We start from the raw sequence: 17,955 nt of genomic DNA on the forward strand, positions 1-17,955 counted from the left end.
CTAGTATACTACTTATAGTCCTAATGAAATATATTTAATTTCTAAATATTCTTCGATACCGAAATGGCCTCCTTCGCGGCCAATACCACTCTCTTTAAAGCCACCGAACGGTGCTTGTGCAACTGATGGAAGACCATCATTTAATCCGATAATGCCGTACTCTAATGCTTCACTAATTTGGAATGCTTGACTAATATCTTTTGTAAAAATATATGCAGCTAAACCATATGGTGTATTATTTGCACGTTCGATTACTTCTTCAACCGTTTTAAATTTCGCAACTGGTGCCACTGGTCCGAATGTTTCTTCATTCATACAAAGCATCGTATCATTCGCCAATCCAATTACAGTTGGTTGCATAAAGTGTCCATCTAGCTCTGCAACCTTTTGACCACCAAATAAAACTGTTCCACCCTGTTGGATAGCATCTTCGATATGTTCCTGTACTTTCGAAACTGCATTCTCGTCAATAAGTGGTCCTACAGTCGTTCCGTCACCGAAACCATCTCCTACTTTCAACTGCCCTACTGCCTTTTGAAACTTCTCTGCAAATACTTCATACACTTCTTCCTGAACAAATACTCGGTTTGTACATATACACGTTTGTCCTGCGTTACGGAATTTCGAACCGATTACCGCCTCTACGGCTTTATCTAAGTCCGCATCGTTCATAACAATAAACGGCGCGTGACCACCTAATTCAAGTGAAACCTTTTTCATCGTTTGTGCAGCACTAGCCATTAATTCTTTCCCAATTTCCGTTGATCCTGTAAAGGAAACCTTTCGAACACGTCCATCTTCCATCCACGTATCAGCAATTGCTTTCGCACTGCCTGTTACAATATTTATTACGCCTTTTGGAATGTCCGCTTCATGAGCTAATTCAGCTAATTTCAACGCAGTTAACGGCGTTTGACTTGCAGGCTTTACAACTGCTGTACATCCTGCTGCAAGCGCCGGGGCTACCTTTCTCGTAATCATAGCAGCAGGGAAATTCCAAGGTGTAATAGCTGCCATAACTCCAACTGGTTGCTTCATAACTAAAATACGCTTATTCGGATGAGAAGCAGGAATCATTTCACCGTATACGCGTTTTCCTTCTTCTGCATACCATTCAACAAAGCTATTTGCATAATTCACTTCACCAAGTGCTTCTGCAAACGGCTTTCCTTGTTCTCTCGTCATGATCGCTGCAATCTCTTCTTTATTTTCATCAATAAGTGTGAACCATTTTTTCAACTTCACTGCACGGTCTGCTGCTGTTAACTTAGACCATGATTTAAAAGCTTCATGGGCCGCATCAACAGCTTGCTTTGCCTCTGTTACTCCGCCCCTTGGTACCGTCGCAAATATTTCCTTCGTTGCTGGATTATTTACTTCGATTTGTTCTTGCAATGTAATCCACTCACCATTTATATACATCGCCTTTTTCTCTACATTTACAAACGTCGCTTTTTTATCCAATGTTTTCTTCCTCCTCTATAAGTTTCTTTATTTTCCTAGTGGCAGCAGATTGACTTATTTTTAAAAACTCCGCTACTTTATAACTCGATCCATATGTTTTATATGCTTTCAAAATAATATTCCGTTCTACTTCTTCTAACATTTTATAGAGACTTTGACCGGACTGTTCAACCGTTGATTCTTGCATCGCTATTGGCAAATCTTCTATCGTAACGATATCGTCAGCAGTTATAACAATTCGCTCAATCACATTTTCAATTTCTCTATTATTTCCTTCCCAAGGGTAACCAACAAACATTTGCAATGTGCTAGGTGCTAATTTTACATTCCGGCCATATTTCTCATTAAAGTGCTGTAAATAATGATAAATGAGTGGCAAAATGTCTTCGGTTCTTTCCCGGAGTGGTGGAATTAAAATTGGAATGACATTCAGACGATAATATAAATCTTTTCGGAATGTTCCCTGTTTCACCATCATACTTAAATCTCGATTTGTTGCCGCTACAATTCTCACATCCACTTTTTTTAATTCCCTTCCGCCTATAGGGCGAAACGTTTTTTCTTGCAACACTTGCAAAAGCTTTGCTTGAATTTCAAGCGGCATTTCGCCAATTTCATCTAAGAAAAGAGTTCCTCTATGCGCTGACTCTAATAATCCCTTTTTCCCTTCACGATTCGCACCTGTAAAAGATCCACCTGAATATCCAAAAAGCTCTGATTCAATTAAATTCGTTGGCAATGCCGCACAGTTAATTTCATAGAAACTTTCATTCTTCCGGTTACTCACTTCATGTAAATGACGTACTAATCGACTCTTCCCTACTCCTGTCTCGCCTAAAACGAGAACTGTACTATCTACCACGGATACTTTCTTGATTGTCTCGACTATTTTTTGCATAGCGATACTTTTAAAAATAAGTCCTTCATGTTCATACGTTTCTCTTAATTCTTTTTTATATGTTTTTAACTGATTATCCATTTCCTCTACCTTTTGACGTAATTGGTAGAGTTCTGTAAGATCACGAGAATAACTAATTACTCTTCTTAAATTTCCCTCATCGTCAAAAACAGGCCTTGTACGAACATGTAAATACTCTCCTGATTTTGTCGTTTGAACGAGTTCAATCGGTCTCTTTTTTTCAATTACTTCTAACGTTGCCGATGGATAAAAGATACCATCCTTCTGCAATTCTTTCACATGCTTTCCTACTAACTCTTTAGCAGCTAATTGATAGTGCCCTTCACATGTACTATTTACACGCACAACGATTCCCTTTTCGTCAGTTACAAAAATTTCGTCAAACGCATATTCAAATACATCTTGTAAATCCATTAACATTCGTTCCTTTTCTGCAACCATCCTAGCCACCCCTAACTTCCAATCCATCGATTCACTTCACTACCTTTATTATAAAGTGAATTTTCTGCATTTTATATAGAGTCAGCTAGAATGTTTGCGATTTATTATTTAGCTTTTAAACATGCGCAGTATTTGCTTTCTCATAACAGACTTGTAATGATTCTTCAATGATTGTTAATCCTTCTTCAAGTTGCTCATCTGTAATAACTAATGGCATTAACACACGAATAACATTACCGTATGTCCCTGCTGATAGTAGAAGTAATCCGCGTTTGTTTGCTTCTGCGCACAAGTTAGCTGTTAACGTTTTATCAGGTACTTTCGTCTTACGATCTTGAACGAGCTCGAATGCACACATTGCCCCTAAACCACGCACATCACCAATGCAATTATATTTATTTTTCATCTCTTCGAATCGGTTCATTACGACTTTTCCTAACTCTATCGCTCTATCATTTAAATTCTCTTTCTCTATTACATCAAGTACTGCCAATGCTGCTGCACATCCTAGCGGGCTTCCTGCATACGTTCCACCAAGCTCTCCCGGCGCAGACTCATTCATAATTTCCTTGCGCCCAATAACACCACTAATCGGTACACCAGCGCCTAATGATTTAGATACCGTAATTAAATCTGGAACGACATCATAATGATCAATGGCAAAATATTTTCCTGTACGACTAAATCCTGTTTGAATTTCATCCGCTACAAATAGGATGCCGTGTTCTGAACAAATATTGCGCACTTCTTGCACAAACTTCTTACTTGGAACGATAAATCCGCCTTCCCCTTGAACAGGTTCCATTACAACGGCTGCAATTGTTTCTGGTGCTACTTCTGATATGAAGAAATTCTTAAACTCTTCAATCATAAAGTCATCATACTGCTCTTCCGTTAATCCTTCTGGGCGGCGATATTCGTATGGGAATGGTGCTTTATAGACTTCAGGCGCAAATGGGCCAAATCCAAATTTATATGGTTTTACTTTACTTGTCATCGTCATTGTCATTAATGTACGCCCGTGGAACCCTTTAGAAAATGCAATAATACCAGATCTTTTTGTATATTTACGAGCGATTTTCACAGCGTTCTCAACTGCTTCTGCACCACTATTTAAAAATAGTACTTGCTTATCAAAACTTCCCGGTGCTAATGCTGCAAGTTTTTCTGCTAATTCAATATATGGCTCATACATCATGACATTAAATCCAGTATGAATGTATTGATCTACTTGTTTATGGAGCGCCTCTTTAACAGCTGGATGACAATGCCCTACGTTTATTGTTCCGATTGCTCCCGCGAAATCAATGTACTGATTGCCATCAACATCTGTTACAAGAGCACCACTTGCAGATTGTACAAACGTTGGGATGCCGTTACTTACTCCTTTTGGTACTATATTTTGGCGGCGTTCTAATAAAGACGCTGCTTTCGGTCCAGGAATTTGTTCATTTACTTTAGCAAATTTTTTTGTGTTCATTACGTACCCCATCCTTTTCTTTACATTGTTTTCTTTTTACATTGCAAAATGTATGCCAACATTCTTTTCCAGCATTCATCCTATATGCCTTCTATTTCAGCATAAAAAATAAGTCTATAAAGACTCATTAAGAGTCCCTATAGACTTATTTTTCTTATACATTAGACTTTCCTTGTTCCCAAATAAACTCACCTGAATGAGAAATAAAATCCTCAACAGATTGTACTACTAAATCCGCAAGTGGTTCTAAAGTTTGACGATCCCCTGTACCAGATAGTACTCCAATTGCATAGCAATCGCCGCCATTTTTCGCTAAATGTAAATCAGTTGGAGTATCTCCAACGACCGCTACTTCACACGCCTCTAAATGAAACATTTCACAAAACGATTCTACAATTCTTTTATCTGGTTTTTGTGCCGGAAACGTATCTGAAGCTACAACATAATCAAAATAAGACTCTAATTGATACTGTTTTAAAAATAATTCTGTCGGTGCGAAATCATCAGCTGTAACAACGCCTAAAATAAATCCTCTATCCTTTAAGCTTTGTAAAATTCTTGGTAAATCCGCCGTCATTCTCATATAGGAACGGTGCTCGTACATAAGGGAAAATAATTTTTCACTTACCCACTCATGCATCTCTTCTTCCTTAGATGACGTAATATACTTACAAAGCCCTTTTGCAACATCAAGGCTTGTTCCTGCCGCTATTGCGCTACGAGGGTTCACAAATACCCCATCTACACCGATTTCTTTTAATAAAGTAGGCTGCATTGACTTTGGAAGTTGATATAAATCTATACATTCTGCCACCAGTTCTTCAGCTACTTTTATCCAAATTGAGTGAAAATCCATTAACGTCCCGTCTTTATCAAATAGTATTGCTTTTACCTTCTCCATAGCACCCTACCTCTCGTTTCTTATCTCCTCCAGTGTATCAATAAAGTATGGATATAACATAAACGAATTGTAAAAATACCATAAAAATCAAACTAACTTCCAATTTACAATTCCTCTATATAATAAAAAGGATGCCTTTACAGGGCATCCTCTTGATGTTCAGGAACAAATAGTTCCAGACAATGGTATATATTTTCGAATTCCATCGGTGCATCTCCACCGTATTCACCATCTAAGTTAATCATTAATTTATCTGGTGAATGCACTTTAATTCGATTTGCTTGTGTGTATAACACTTTTGGATTGTTAATATGTTCACCACGCTGCGCTTGTGTTGCAGCTTTAATTAAGTCAGCGATAGAACCTTTTTTCAGTACTAATAAATCAAATAATCCATCGTTAATTGATGCATATGGTGCTACCTTTTCAAAGCCGCCCACTGAACGAGTATTCGTAATTAAAAACATCGTAATTTCTTCTTGTAGCATCTTTCCATCATACTCAATTTCAACATATGTTGGATGTAATGATGGTAACATTTCGATCCCTTTTAAATAGTAAGCAAGTTGGCCTAATACTGTCTTTAGCTTACTCGGTACTTCATATGTTAATTCTGTTATACGGCCGCCACCAGCGATATTAATGAAATATGTATCATTCGCTCTACCAAGATCTAACGGAACTGTTTTCCCTTCACAAATAATATCCGCAGCCTCTTCAATCGCACGAGGTACACCAATCGCACGCGCAAAATCATTTGTCGTTCCAACTGGAATAATTCCAAACTTCGGACGATGTTCATGTCCTACTAAACCGTTCACCACTTCATTTAATGTACCATCACCACCAGCTGCGATAACAACATCAAACTTACGATCCGCAGCTTGCCTCGCTGCCACAGTCGCATCGCCAGGACCAGTTGTCGCATGACAAGACGCTTCATATCCAGCTTGTTCTAATTTTTGTAATACTTCCGGTAAGCTCTTCTTAAATAGCTCGCGCCCAGAAGTAGGATTATAAATAATTCTTGCTCGCTTCATCATTTATTAGCACAGGAAATTTCTTTATTGTTTCAAAAAAGAACATACCGAACTTCTATTCAGTATTCCCATGCCTACCTCCTCTCATCTTCCTATCCTTCTTTTATCCCGCTCAAACAGGCAGTAAGAACCCGATTCGTGTAGTCCATCAAAAGTAAATATTCATTTCAATGGTTTTGTTTTATTTAACAAAAAATTTATGTCCATCTATTTCCTCACAACAATTTACATATAACGAATAATAATTATCTATTATTTCATGAGATGAAAAAAAACCTCTATGTCTAGATTTATCATTATTCCCACCTTTTTGCAACTATCATACCATAGTTGCTATACAAACATTTTTCCACTTTTGACAGTTAATCAAACGTTTGTTTAAATGATCTTCTCTCATTTAAACAAACGTTTGATTAACCTAGAAAAACACCCATGTACGGGTGTTTTTCTGCTTAATCTTTAAAAGTTATTACTATTATCGCTTATTAATCTCTTCAAGTAAGATTTTGTTAACAAGCGGTGGATTTGCTTGTCCTTTTGTAGCCTTCATAATTTGACCAACTAAGAAGCCAATTGCACGGTCTTTACCGTTTTTAAAGTCTTCGATAGATTGTTCATTGTTATCAAGAATTTCTGTTACAACTTTACGAAGTGTACCCTCGTCAGAAATTTGAACAAGACCTTTCGCTTTAACGATTTCTTCTGGGTCTCCACCTTTTTCAATTAATTCGTTAAATACTTTCTTCGCGATTTTAGAAGAAATTGTACCTTTTTCAATTAATTGAACCATTTTAGATAAACCAGCAGGCGTTAATGCAACGTCTTTTAATTCTTTTTGTTGCTTGTTTAAGTATGCAAGCACTTCACCCATTAACCAGTTTGATGTTAATTTCGCATCAGCACCGTCTGCAACAGTTGCTTCAAAGAAATCAGACATCTCTTTCGTTAATGTTAATACGTGTGCATCATAAGCCGGTAAGCCAATTTCTGCAACGTAGCGAGCTTTACGTGCATCTGGAAGTTCTGGAATCGAAGCACGAATTTCTTCTTTCCACTCATCATCAATGTAAAGTTCAACTAAGTCTGGCTCTGGGAAGTAACGGTAATCGTCAGATCCCTCTTTCACACGCATTAAGATTGTTTTCTTCGTTGCTTCATCATAACGACGTGTTTCTTGTTGGATGATACCACCAGATAACAATTCTTTCTCTTGGCGCACTTGCTCGTGCTCAAGACCTTTTTGTACGTAAGTGAATGAGTTTAAGTTTTTCAGTTCCGCTTTTGTACCGAACTTCTCTTGTCCAACAGGACGAAGGGAAATGTTTGCATCACAACGCAAGGAACCTTCTTCCATCTTACAATCAGATACGCCAGTGTATTGAATGATTGATTTTAACTTCTCTAAGTATGCATATGCTTCTTCTGGCGTACGCATATCTGGCTCAGATACGATCTCGATTAAAGGCATACCTTGACGGTTGTAGTCTACTAATGAACCATCAGCTGTATGCGTTGATTTACCAGCATCTTCTTCTAAATGAAGACGTGTAATACCGATACGTTTCTTTTTACCGTCTACTTCGATTTCAATCCAACCATTTTCACCGATTGGCTTATCGAATTGAGAAATTTGGTAAGCTTTCGGATTATCTGGGTAGAAATAGTTTTTACGGTCAAACTTCGTTTCCGTTGCGATTTCACAGTTTAATGCCATTGCAGCTTTCATTGCAAAGTTAACTGCTTCTTTATTTAAAGTAGGAAGTACCCCTGGGTATCCTAAGTCAATTACACTTGTTTGTGTATTTGGCTCCGCTCCGAATTCTGTTGGACTCGCAGAGAAAATTTTCGAATTTGTTTTTAACTCAACGTGAACCTCTAAACCAATAATTGTTTCTAAATTCATCTATGCTCGCCTCCTTACAGACTTGCTTTTTTTGTATGATAGTCTGTTGCTTGCTCAAACGCATGTGCAACGCGGTAAATTGTCGCTTCATCGAAGTGTTTACCAATGATTTGTAGACCAAGTGGCATGTTGTTAGCACCGAATCCACATGGAACAGAAATCGCTGGAACACCCGCTAAGTTTACTGGGATTGTTAAAATGTCATTTGCATACATTGTCATTGGATCATCAACTTTTTCGCCCACTTTAAATGCCGGAGTTGGCGTTGTTGGTCCAATAATAACATCGTAGTTAGCAAATACATTTTCAAAGTCATTTTTAATTAATGTACGTACTTGTTGTGCTTTCTTGTAATATGCATCATAGTAACCAGAGCTAAGTGCAAATGTACCAAGCATAATACGACGTTTTACTTCATCACCGAAACCTTCGCTACGTGTGTTTTTGTAAAGATCTAATAAATTATTTACATTATCAGAACGAACACCGTAACGTACGCCATCAAAGCGTGAAAGGTTAGCAGATGCTTCAGAAGAAGATAATAAGTAATACGTTGCTAGAGCGTATTTAGAGTGTGGAAGAGATACTTCCTCCCAAGTTGCGCCCATACCTTCTAATACTTTTAAAGCAGCTAGTACTGACTCACGAGCTTCTTCGCCAACACCTTCTCCTAAGTATTCTTTCGGTACAGCAATACGTAAACCTTTAACGTCACCTGTTAAACCAGCTAAGTAGTTTCCTACTTCAACGTTTGCAGAAGTTGCATCCATACGGTCAATACCTGAAATAGCTTGTAATAAGTATGCATTATCTTCTACTGTACGTGTAATCGGTCCGATTTGGTCAAGTGAAGATGCGAATGCAACTAATCCGTAACGAGATACACGTCCGTAAGTTGGTTTTAAACCTACAACGCCGCAATATGCAGCTGGCTGACGGATAGAACCACCCGTATCAGAACCTAGAGAGAATAATACTTCTCCTGCTGCTACAGCTGCTGCAGAACCACCACTAGATCCGCCTGGAACGTAATCTAAGTTCCATGGATTTTTCGTAGCGTAGAAACCTGAGTTTTCATTTGAAGAACCCATTGCGAACTCGTCCATATTTAACTTACCGATTGTAACTGTGTCAGCAGCTTTTAGCTTTTGCACAACTGTTGCATCATAAATCGGATCAAAGTTTGCTAACATTTTGCTCGCACAAGTAGTACGAAGCCCGTTAGTTACAATGTTATCTTTTACACCAATTGGCATACCGAATAATAAACCATTATCTTCAGCACCAATTTTCGCGTCTAATTCTTTCGCTTTCGCGCGTGCGTTTTCTTCATCTAATGTAAGAAAAGCTTTTACGTTATCTTCAACATCCGCAATACGTTTGTAAGATTCTTCTACTAAATCCGTAACGGAAATTTCTTTGTTGTTTAACTTCTTATGTAACTCTGATACTGAATGATCAAATAATGACATCGAAATTCCCCTCCTCTATTCTAATACTGCTGGAACACGGATTTGATTATCTTTGTGATCCGGTGCATTTTTTAATACTTCTTCGACTGGTAAACCTTTTTCTGGTACATCTTCACGCATAACATTTTTCATAGTTAATACATGAGTTGTTGGTTTTACATCAGTTGTATCTAATTCATTTAACTGTTCTGCAAATGTAACAATTGCATCTAGTTGTTTTTGAAATTTTTCAGCTTCTTGATCAGTAATTGCAAGACGTGCTAAATGTGCTACGTGCTTTACATTCTCAACGGAAATTCTTGACACGGCTAGGCCACCTCCATAATATATCGTTCAATCTACAATACTATTGATGATACCAAATTTTCAGTACTTCAAGCAAGTCAACACACGACACTTACTGCATTTTTACATAAAAAAAGAAAGGCGAATGCCTTTCTTTACGATTTACTCTTTATCTAACGGTTTATTTTTCGGAAATCTCTCGTTATCTTCTTCATTATCACGAATTGTTTTTTGTAATACAAAACAAGACATCGTTAAAAATAATGTTCCAATTAAATAATATCCTTTTACACTAAGCGTTTCATCTAACGTATAAATTCCAATTAGCATACCTGAAAGCGCGCAAACAAATGAAGTCCATGCTAAAAACGTGAACGCTTGCGTATTACGTCTTCTCATCGTTCTCCCCCTCGTTAGCTGTACATCCATTATAGATAAGTATATTTACCATGATGGATTTTTATCCCACTTTAATGGGCAGTAAGACCCCCACCACAAAATTCAGCGAAAGCAAAGAAGTTAGGTGGGGGATCAACTGCCCATAAAAGTCCGATTGGTTCAACTAATAATCAGTGGGGATGAAGAAAACCCCCACTGATTAAAGTTTCACTTTATGTAAATTCTAGTTTTATATTTATAAATCTACCATAAAACAATACTATTTTAAAGTTAGTTTTCTGGCTAATCTGAAAAAACAGTTAAAATCATTGACATTTATTTCTATTCTACATAAAATAAAAATAAATATTACGAACCTCGAAATATACGGGAGTGGAATTAATTGTTGCAATACGAACATTTTTTAGACTTACTGCTAGATAACGCCAAGAAGCTTTTCTATCCTGAGGAATGGGTAAGCCTAGATTTAACACTTTCTAAAACAGAAGTATTTTGTTTACTTTGGATGGAGCGAAATACAGATATTACAATGACAAAAATCGCTGACCTTCTTGATATACCAATGAGTACAACGACGGGTGTTGTAAATCGCCTTGTAAAAAAGGGATATATCGAAAGGTATCGTGATGAAAATGACCGACGCATTGTATTAATTCATTTAACAGAAAACGGCGTAATGCTCGTTCAAGAAGTAAAACAAAATGCAGCCCATTACTTTAGCCTAGTGACAGAAGCATTATCAGAAGAAGAAAAAGCATTCTTACTACAAATCTTCCAAAAGATTATGAACCACATTGCTACGTCACAGCAAAAAACAGAAGAAAATGTTTCTACACCTAAAATGAAAAACATTCCGATTGAATAAAACCCTACTAGGGTTTTTATTCAAAAAAATATTTCGTAACTCGTAATATCCGACACTCGAAATAAAGGGGATAGAATGATGAGAATTATTTTGTATACAGGTAAAGGCGGCGTAGGAAAAACTAGCATTTCAGCAGCAACAGCACTTCAAAGCGCAAAACAAGGATTAAAAACATTAGTAATGAGCACAGACCCAGCCCATAGTTTAGGAGACTCATTTGGTATAAAGTTATCTTCTGAGCCACTAGAAATTCGTGAAAATTTGTGGGCACAAGAAATTAATACGATTTATGAGATGGAAAAAGGCTGGGGAAAATTACAGAAATATATTACACTACTCTTCACTTCCAAAGCAGCTGATGATATTACAACAGAAGAGTTAACGATGTTTCCTGGTATGGAAGATTTAATTAGCTTACTCCGCGTACTCGATTATTATAAACAAAACACATATGATGTTATTATCATTGATTGTGCTCCAACAGGAGAAACATTAGCAATGCTCAGCTTTCCAGACATGCTTGGCTGGTGGATGGAAAAACTCTTTCCTATTAAAAGAAAAGTTTTAAAAGTTGTTCGCCCTGTAGCTCAACCACTTCTTGGTGTCCCCCTTCCAACCGATGATATTATGGACGAATTAACAAATACACTTGAACAGCTTGGAGAAATGAGAGATATTTTATCAAACCGAGACGTAACAAGTATCCGCATCGTTGTAAATCCCGAAAAAATGGTCATTAAAGAGGCTCAGCGTAGCTTCACGTATTTAAATTTATACAATTATAACGTAGATACGATTATGATTAACCGCGTCATCCCTAACACTGTCACCGATCCTTATTTTCAAGCTTGGAAAGATACGCAAAAGAAATATAAAACATTAATTCAAAATAGTTTTGATCCGCTTCCTATTTACGAAGCTCCAATGTTTGAACAAGAAGTTGTTGGTTTGTCTATGTTAGAGCGTGTAGGAGATGCTTTATTTAAATTAGATTTTTCTCCTACGGAAGTGAAATTTAACGGTCGTACTCAATATGTAAAAAAAGATGGTGATGAATATATTTTTGTACTATCCCTTCCCTTCTCAAATAAAAGTGAACTTTCACTAAATCAAAAAGGTGATGAGCTTATCATTCGTGCTGGTTCTGTTAAACGGAACATCACATTACCCAAAACGTTAACACACCTTTCTATTCAAGGAGCAAAATTCGAGGATGATGTACTAAACATTCGATTTGGAGGTGTAGTGCATGCGTGAGGAATTACTAAGGAAGATAATTCATGCAAAAATAAAAGTCGGTATGAATATATTAGAAGAATTACCCGCCCCAATCCAGCAATCAGCTAAGCAAATGCTAAATATTTTACAAGAGGAGCTAGCTGCCTATCCGAAAGAACGAGAGCACCAAGAAGATGATTTAAAAAGTATTATAATTGAATGAATATCTCTGGATAGAAGGCCTTTCTAGGCTTTCTATCTCCATATTGGAGTGATATAAGTTGTTGAAAAAACATTCCACTATTATGCTTTGGATTATTCCCTTGTTATTTTTCATTCATAACCTTGAAGAATCTTTCCAAATGCCGCAATATCTTGCTAATCAATTTTCAATTCATTTTATAACAAGCCAGCAATTTTTCATTGCCATTTCCGCATTAACAATCTTTATATTACTTATCGTCTTTCTATATCAACTAAACTTCTTGTCTTCTATATACTGGGTTATTTTTATACTGGGGGCTATATTCTTCAACTCTGTTCAACATATTATTTTGTTTTTCATATATCGTTCGTATAATCCTGGCGTAATATCAGCAGTTTTCATTATGATCTTTTCTATTTTCTTTTTTTCATTCGAAAAACACCTCATGCATAAAAAACAATTCATAATTACACTCATTTTCAGCTTATTTTCTTATCCTATTATAATTTGGATTACCTTACTATTTGCTAGCTGCTTTCATCCATAAAAAAAGACCAGGAAAACTCCTGGTCCATCACTCTACTTAACAAACATTGGATTCTACGTTATACAGAATTGGAAGGTACAGAATTAGGGTTTTGTTTGTTAAGTAGATTATATGTTGAACGAGCTAACAGCGGAGGGGTTCCTACTGTTAATCGTTAAACCCAATAATTATTTTACGATTTTTTCAAGCTCATCAAGCGAAAGATCTACTGAAATGGAACCATCATTTGTTTCTTTCTTAATTGCATCTGTTACTTCTTTTGAATGATAGAGTTCAATTACTTTTTTCAGTGTTGGATCATCTTTATCTTTCGTACGAGCTGCAAAAATATTAATATATGGCTTCGCATTTTCATTCTTTGGATCTTCTAAGAAAATTGGATCCTTCGCTGGATCTAATCCAGCTTGACCAGCAACACCGTTATTAATAACTGAAGCTGCAACATCTTTTAATACACGAGGTGTTTGCTGTGCGATAACCGGTGTAATTTTTAACTTCTTCGGATTTTCAGCAATGCCGCTTGGATCTCCGAATAAGCCAAAGTCTTTCTTAAGCTTTAATAAACCTGCTGCATCAAGAAGTTTTAATGCACGAGCTTGGTTCGTTGGATCATTTGGAATCGCAATTTCTGAACCATCTGGAATTTCATTTGCCTTCTTATATTTTTCAGAGTATAAGCCCATTGGTGCAATTTGCGTTGTACCGACAGCTGTAATATCTAACTTATGCTCTTTTTTAAATTGCTCTAAGAAAGCAACGTGCTGGAATGAGTTTAGTTCAATATCTCCATCAGCTAACGCTTTATTTGGCGTCGTGTAATCAGAGAACTCAACCAGTTTAATTTTAATTCCTTCTTTTTCAGCTTTTCTTTTCAAAATTTCCCAAGCGTCTCCATCCGTTCCAGTTACACCGACGCGAACTACTTTCTCTTTCGCTCCTGCCCCAGTATCCCCACTTGAACAGCCGCTTAATGCTGAAATCCCTACAATTGTTGATAATGCAAATGCTAAAATTTTCTTCATTTTCTTTTCCCCTCTTCCTTTTTATGATCTGCGTAAAAAGACTTTCGCAAAGTAGTTTCCTAAGTTCTGAGCTACCTGTACGAGAATAATAAGTAAAACGACCGTTACGAACATAACTGATGTATCAAAACGTTGATAACCATATGTCATTGCTAAGTCACCAAGACCGCCACCACCGACAAGCCCAGCAACTGCAGAAAATTCAATTAAACCAACTGTCATAAATGTAACCCCTAAGATCAATGGTGCTAACGCTTCTGGTACAAGAATTTCAAAAACAATTCTAATTGGTGAAGCCCCCATTGCTTGAGCTGCTTCAATGACTCCCTTTGGAACTGAAACAAGATTTGTTTCAACCATTCTAGCAATACCGATTGATGCAACTAACGTCATCGGAAAGATTGCTGCTGCTGTTCCAATCGTCGTTCCGATAACACTTCTTGTTAGTGGGCTTAAAGCTACTAAAAAGATAATAAATGGAACCGGGCGAATTGTGTTAATAATGATATTAAGAATAGAAAAGACCCATTTGTTTTCTAAAAAGTTTCCTTTTCTCGTTACATACAACAGTAAACCTAGAGGTATACCAAGAATTGTGGCGAATATAAGGGTTACAATTACCATTAAGAGGGTATCCCCCGTCGCATCTACTATGCGGGGCCAAAATATACTCCAATCAACTCGCATGAGCTTCTACCTCCTTCAGCTGCACTTGCAGTCGTAGATGTTGTAATGCTTTTTGAATTTCCTTCTGTTCACCTTGCAATTCTACAAGAAGATTTCCAAATAGCACATTTTGAAGTTCAATAATATTTCCATACAGTACGTTTACATCGACGTTATAATTTTTCGCGATATATGATAGTACTGGCTGCCCTGTCTCTTCACCCGTAAATGTTAAGCGATAAATCTGTCCACCATTTTGAATTTTACCTAGAACACTTTCCGGTAAATGATCATTAATAATAGAGCGTACAAAGTTTTGAGTCGTCTTTGTTTTCGGTTGTGTGAAAACGTCAAACAGTTTTCCTTCTTCAATAACTTTTCCCTTCTCCATTACAGCTACACGGTGACAAATTTCCTTCACAACATGCATTTCATGTGTAATGAGTAGAATTGTTACATTATATTCTCGATTTACTTTCTTTAATAAGTTTAATATCTCTGTCGTTGTTTCTGGATCTAAAGCTGATGTTGCCTCATCACATATAAGGATATCCGGTGATGTTGCAAGTGCTCTTGCAATACCAACCCGCTGCTTTTGTCCACCTGATAGTTGCTCTGGATAATAGTTTGCTTTATCTTCTAACCCTACAAACTTCAACAGTTCATTTACTCTTTCTTTTATCTCATTCTTTGGTACTTTCGCTAATTTTAATGGATAAGCAATATTCCCAAACACTGTTCTTGAATTAAATAAATTAAAACTTTGAAAAATCATCCCGATTCTTTGTCTTAGCTTCCGTAATTCTTTCGTCGATAATGATGTAATATCTTTATCATCTATTGAAATCGTTCCCGCTGTTGGTCTCTCTAACATATTTACTAATCGTAACAATGTACTCTTTCCAGCGCCACTAAAACCGATAATACCGAAAATTTCGCCCTTCTCAATTGATAAAGTTACATCTTCCACCGCATGAACAGATTGCCCACCTGATTCATATACTTTACTTACATTGTTAAAAGAAATCATTTTTCCCCCTCCTATATGCTGTAAAAACTTGAAGTAGAGCTTTCGAGGTAAAATAAAAAGTGCTCTCCTTCTTATCAACCATAAAGATAAGAAGGAGAGCACTTATATGTACTCGTTCACATCTTCTCATCTTCCAAGCCTTTCATAGGCTTGCTGGAGTTAGCACGGTATTAAAAAACCCGTTGCTGAGGTATCGTAGGGCCAGTCCCTCCACCTCTCTGGATAAGAATGTATCGATTTAATTGTCGTTTAATTAATTCTCATTATAGAACTCAGAATAATAAGAGTCAATACATTTTTTAGAAAAATATTAATTATTTCTCTATTAAAATTTTTAAATAAAAAACTCACAATACAATAGTGATTTTTAAAGTTATGTTAAATTCTCCTCCCTCATATTTTTTAAAAGGAGAATCCTTTCTATAAATTGAATACCATTATTTGAATATGAAATCGGAGGAAGATAAATATATGAAAACAGCTCTTTTACTCGTTGATATTCAAAATGATTATTTTCCACATGGAAAGATGGAGTTGCGTAATCCAGTAGAAGCAAGCAAATATGCTAGTCAGCTACTACAACTCTTTAGAACGAAAAACAAACCTATTTTTCATATCCAACATGTAGCAATTAAAGATGACGCTACTTTTTTCCTACCCAATACAGAAGGTGTACATATTCATGAAAGCGTACGCCCACTTAGAGAAGAAACCGTTATACTCAAACATTATCCAAATAGTTTTCGCGAAACCGATCTTCTAGAACAATTACAACGTTTAAATATTGAGCACGTCGTCATATGTGGGATGATGACTCATATGTGTATTGATGCCACCGTAAGAGCTGCTTTTGATTTCGGCTTTCCATGTACCGTTATACATGATGCTTGTGCGACAAAAGATCTTTCTTTTAAGAATGCTACGATACCAGCCGTTTATATTCATAACACAATTTTGGCTAGTTTAAATGGAGTATATGCAAATGTAATGAGTACAGAGGAGTTTTTGGCTACAAAAAAACACTCCCTTCAGTGAGCAAAACCGAAAAGAGTGTTTCTTGTCAAACCATAGATTTTCTTTCAAATTGTATTATACAGGAAATCCTTAAAATGAATACTAAAAAATATGACTAATAAGTCAACTTTTCTCGTTGTTTTGTTTCTATTTACATGTTTATCCCGATATGAATAGGGTTTAGCTAGTTCTAATCACCAAACGGTAATATATGGTAATTAGAACTAGTTTCTCCTATCAAAAACGTAACATATTATTTATCTGTTTGTTTTTGCTTCTTTTTCAAATACTCCGCACGCAATTTTTCAATTTGTTGCTTTTTATCAAATTTGGCAGGCGTCTGTTTTTCATGAAACTTTGCCACAGCTACCTGACCTTTATAATCCAATTGATATTTCCCCACTTTGTTCACCTACTTTTCTTATCTTTAAAGAGAATCTATCCAACAAATATAATATATCTTATTTACTGAAGTAAACCTTATTAGTTTTTCTACGTATATCTATCTTAATCCACATATGAACACTCCCCAGCTTGAAGTGGGGGTTTCTAACGTTTCGACCTAACGGACGATTAACGTCAGGGGAGTTAACACATTAGCGAGCTGTTTCACGCCTAACCCCTCTATCCCATTTGTCCATGCATTTGGGATTACTTTTCGTAAAATGTTAGCCGCAGCATTTACATCTGCATTAATTAAAGTTTTATTTGCTGAACGATATATGCCGCGCTTTATTCGTTTTCCTGAAAAAGTTGTATTTTGGTCATTTTCTCCATACGTTGGAATGAAGTCGTTATCCAGAAAACTTGCTTTCGATGTATATGATTCTTCAGTTACAGCAACTTGAATGCCTACAGCATTTGCTTTGTATGTAATCATTTGAATCAGTAAATTATGCGGGATATGACAAAACGATTGGTTATTTCTTTTTCCCATATTCGTTTCTTGTTTCCAACTTTTGTTTTGACCAATAACGATTTTACAAACTTCTTCTTCTTGAGCTAGTTTTACGATGTGGTGACTAACTTTATGGAAGACGTCTTTTATTTTCAAATAACGTTTTTGATGAAGTTTTTCTATCCT

Annotated in this window: 19 protein-coding genes and 1 riboswitch; of the genes, 5 read left to right on the forward strand and 14 right to left on the reverse strand. The window is 36.5% G+C overall.

Going from position 1 to position 17,955, the window contains the following annotated elements:
• Positions 1-12 precede the first annotated feature (12 nt).
• The 9 genes from gabD to BAQ44_RS18275 all read right to left on the reverse strand — a co-directional run bounded on the left by gabD (position 13) and on the right by BAQ44_RS18275 (position 10,304).
• The gene (gene gabD / locus BAQ44_RS18235; protein WP_061679425.1) at positions 13-1,464 is read right to left on the reverse strand and encodes an NADP-dependent succinate-semialdehyde dehydrogenase; all 1,452 of its coding nucleotides are present in this window, start codon (positions 1,462-1,464) and stop codon (positions 13-15) included.
• Complete coding sequence (locus BAQ44_RS18240) at positions 1,457-2,824, reverse strand: sigma-54 interaction domain-containing protein (RefSeq protein WP_063262713.1); 1,368 nt, start codon at positions 2,822-2,824, stop codon at positions 1,457-1,459. Before BAQ44_RS18240 ends, gabD begins: the two co-directional genes overlap by 8 nt.
• Positions 2,825-2,939: 115 nt before the next feature.
• Positions 2,940-4,304: a 4-aminobutyrate--2-oxoglutarate transaminase gene (gene gabT / locus BAQ44_RS18245; RefSeq protein WP_071722784.1), complete on the reverse strand. Its 1,365-nt coding sequence runs from the start codon at positions 4,302-4,304 to the stop codon at positions 2,940-2,942.
• 154 nt (positions 4,305-4,458) lie between these two features.
• Positions 4,459-5,205, reverse strand: coding sequence for an HAD family hydrolase (locus BAQ44_RS18250; protein ID WP_071722786.1), 747 nt, complete (start codon positions 5,203-5,205; stop codon positions 4,459-4,461).
• A gap of 137 nt (positions 5,206-5,342) precedes the next feature.
• On the reverse strand, positions 5,343-6,248 hold the full coding sequence (locus BAQ44_RS18255) for a diacylglycerol kinase (RefSeq protein ID WP_061679429.1): 906 nt from the start codon (positions 6,246-6,248) through the stop codon (positions 5,343-5,345).
• A 472-nt stretch (positions 6,249-6,720) separates the two neighbouring features.
• Entirely contained in the window at positions 6,721-8,148 is a 1,428-nt protein-coding gene (gene gatB, locus BAQ44_RS18260) for an Asp-tRNA(Asn)/Glu-tRNA(Gln) amidotransferase subunit GatB (protein WP_046958896.1), read from the reverse strand.
• Positions 8,149-8,162: 14 nt separating this feature from the next.
• On the reverse strand, positions 8,163-9,620 hold the full coding sequence (gene gatA, locus BAQ44_RS18265; RefSeq protein ID WP_000051449.1) for an Asp-tRNA(Asn)/Glu-tRNA(Gln) amidotransferase subunit GatA: 1,458 nt from the start codon (positions 9,618-9,620) through the stop codon (positions 8,163-8,165).
• A 15-nt stretch (positions 9,621-9,635) separates the two neighbouring features.
• The gene (gene gatC, locus BAQ44_RS18270) at positions 9,636-9,926 is read right to left on the reverse strand and encodes an Asp-tRNA(Asn)/Glu-tRNA(Gln) amidotransferase subunit GatC (RefSeq protein ID WP_000086999.1); all 291 of its coding nucleotides are present in this window, start codon (positions 9,924-9,926) and stop codon (positions 9,636-9,638) included.
• A 141-nt stretch (positions 9,927-10,067) separates the two neighbouring features.
• Positions 10,068-10,304: a YiaA/YiaB family inner membrane protein gene (locus BAQ44_RS18275; RefSeq protein WP_001254393.1), complete on the reverse strand. Its 237-nt coding sequence runs from the start codon at positions 10,302-10,304 to the stop codon at positions 10,068-10,070.
• Positions 10,305-10,686: 382 nt separating this feature from the next.
• Between BAQ44_RS18275 and BAQ44_RS18280 the strand changes: the two genes are divergently transcribed.
• The 4 genes from BAQ44_RS18280 to BAQ44_RS18295 all read left to right on the forward strand — a co-directional run bounded on the left by BAQ44_RS18280 (position 10,687) and on the right by BAQ44_RS18295 (position 13,139).
• Positions 10,687-11,169 (forward strand): MarR family winged helix-turn-helix transcriptional regulator, encoded by a 483-nt coding sequence (locus BAQ44_RS18280; RefSeq protein ID WP_071722788.1) that lies wholly within the window; start codon positions 10,687-10,689, stop codon positions 11,167-11,169.
• Positions 11,170-11,244: 75 nt separating this feature from the next.
• On the forward strand, positions 11,245-12,426 hold the full coding sequence (locus BAQ44_RS18285; protein WP_084669562.1) for an ArsA family ATPase: 1,182 nt from the start codon (positions 11,245-11,247) through the stop codon (positions 12,424-12,426).
• On the forward strand, positions 12,419-12,610 hold the full coding sequence (locus BAQ44_RS18290) for a DUF3926 domain-containing protein (RefSeq protein WP_071722792.1): 192 nt from the start codon (positions 12,419-12,421) through the stop codon (positions 12,608-12,610). Before BAQ44_RS18285 ends, BAQ44_RS18290 begins: the two co-directional genes overlap by 8 nt.
• Positions 12,611-12,668: 58 nt before the next feature.
• The gene (locus BAQ44_RS18295; RefSeq protein WP_071722795.1) at positions 12,669-13,139 is read left to right on the forward strand and encodes an HXXEE domain-containing protein; all 471 of its coding nucleotides are present in this window, start codon (positions 12,669-12,671) and stop codon (positions 13,137-13,139) included.
• Between the two features lie 167 nt (positions 13,140-13,306).
• On the opposite strand, the gene BAQ44_RS18300 is transcribed toward BAQ44_RS18295, so the two are convergent.
• Genes BAQ44_RS18300 through BAQ44_RS18310 form a run of 3 tightly spaced genes read right to left on the reverse strand, consistent with a single transcriptional unit; the run spans position 13,307 to position 15,857 of the window.
• Positions 13,307-14,161 (reverse strand): MetQ/NlpA family ABC transporter substrate-binding protein, encoded by an 855-nt coding sequence (locus BAQ44_RS18300; protein WP_071722798.1) that lies wholly within the window; start codon positions 14,159-14,161, stop codon positions 13,307-13,309.
• Positions 14,162-14,182: 21 nt separating this feature from the next.
• Positions 14,183-14,848 (reverse strand): methionine ABC transporter permease, encoded by a 666-nt coding sequence (locus tag BAQ44_RS18305; protein ID WP_001261881.1) that lies wholly within the window; start codon positions 14,846-14,848, stop codon positions 14,183-14,185.
• Positions 14,838-15,857 (reverse strand): methionine ABC transporter ATP-binding protein, encoded by a 1,020-nt coding sequence (locus tag BAQ44_RS18310; protein ID WP_063262708.1) that lies wholly within the window; start codon positions 15,855-15,857, stop codon positions 14,838-14,840. The genes BAQ44_RS18305 and BAQ44_RS18310 overlap by 11 nt, the downstream gene beginning before the upstream one ends.
• A gap of 123 nt (positions 15,858-15,980) precedes the next feature.
• Positions 15,981-16,086, reverse strand: a riboswitch (SAM riboswitch).
• A gap of 242 nt (positions 16,087-16,328) precedes the next feature.
• On the opposite strand from BAQ44_RS18310, the gene BAQ44_RS18320 reads away from it, so the two are divergent.
• Positions 16,329-16,892: a cysteine hydrolase family protein gene (locus tag BAQ44_RS18320; RefSeq protein WP_071722803.1), complete on the forward strand. Its 564-nt coding sequence runs from the start codon at positions 16,329-16,331 to the stop codon at positions 16,890-16,892.
• Between the two features lie 232 nt (positions 16,893-17,124).
• Here BAQ44_RS18320 and BAQ44_RS31140 read toward each other — a convergent pair whose 3' ends face one another.
• Together BAQ44_RS31140 and BAQ44_RS18330 are read right to left on the reverse strand one after the other, a co-directional pair.
• The gene (locus BAQ44_RS31140; RefSeq protein WP_000521647.1) at positions 17,125-17,274 is read right to left on the reverse strand and encodes a hypothetical protein; all 150 of its coding nucleotides are present in this window, start codon (positions 17,272-17,274) and stop codon (positions 17,125-17,127) included.
• 159 nt (positions 17,275-17,433) lie between these two features.
• The coding region (locus tag BAQ44_RS18330; RefSeq protein WP_084669564.1) for an IS200/IS605 family accessory protein TnpB-related protein at positions 17,434-17,955 on the reverse strand (522 nt) is incomplete at its 5' end.

Source organism: Bacillus mobilis, assembly GCF_001884045.1.
In the GTDB taxonomy this organism is placed as follows: Bacteria; Bacillota; Bacilli; order Bacillales; family Bacillaceae_G; genus Bacillus_A; species Bacillus_A mobilis.

Coding starts and splice junctions, on each gene's coding strand:
- BAQ44_RS18255 (WP_061679429.1), bottom strand. CDS start 6,248: ATGATGAAGCGAGCAAGAATTATTTATAATCCTACTTCTGGGCGCGAG.
- BAQ44_RS18300 (WP_071722798.1), bottom strand. CDS start 14,161: ATGAAGAAAATTTTAGCATTTGCATTATCAACAATTGTAGGGATTTCA.
- gatB (WP_046958896.1), bottom strand. CDS start 8,148: ATGAATTTAGAAACAATTATTGGTTTAGAGGTTCACGTTGAGTTAAAA.
- BAQ44_RS18310 (WP_063262708.1), bottom strand. CDS start 15,857: ATGATTTCTTTTAACAATGTAAGTAAAGTATATGAATCAGGTGGGCAA.
- BAQ44_RS18320 (WP_071722803.1), top strand. CDS start 16,329: ATGAAAACAGCTCTTTTACTCGTTGATATTCAAAATGATTATTTTCCA.
- BAQ44_RS18275 (WP_001254393.1), bottom strand. CDS start 10,304: ATGAGAAGACGTAATACGCAAGCGTTCACGTTTTTAGCATGGACTTCA.
- gatA (WP_000051449.1), bottom strand. CDS start 9,620: ATGTCATTATTTGATCATTCAGTATCAGAGTTACATAAGAAGTTAAAC.
- BAQ44_RS18285 (WP_084669562.1), top strand. CDS start 11,245: ATGATGAGAATTATTTTGTATACAGGTAAAGGCGGCGTAGGAAAAACT.
- gabT (WP_071722784.1), bottom strand. CDS start 4,304: ATGAACACAAAAAAATTTGCTAAAGTAAATGAACAAATTCCTGGACCG.
- BAQ44_RS18305 (WP_001261881.1), bottom strand. CDS start 14,848: ATGCGAGTTGATTGGAGTATATTTTGGCCCCGCATAGTAGATGCGACG.
- BAQ44_RS18290 (WP_071722792.1), top strand. CDS start 12,419: ATGCGTGAGGAATTACTAAGGAAGATAATTCATGCAAAAATAAAAGTC.
- BAQ44_RS18250 (WP_071722786.1), bottom strand. CDS start 5,205: ATGGAGAAGGTAAAAGCAATACTATTTGATAAAGACGGGACGTTAATG.
- BAQ44_RS18240 (WP_063262713.1), bottom strand. CDS start 2,824: ATGGTTGCAGAAAAGGAACGAATGTTAATGGATTTACAAGATGTATTT.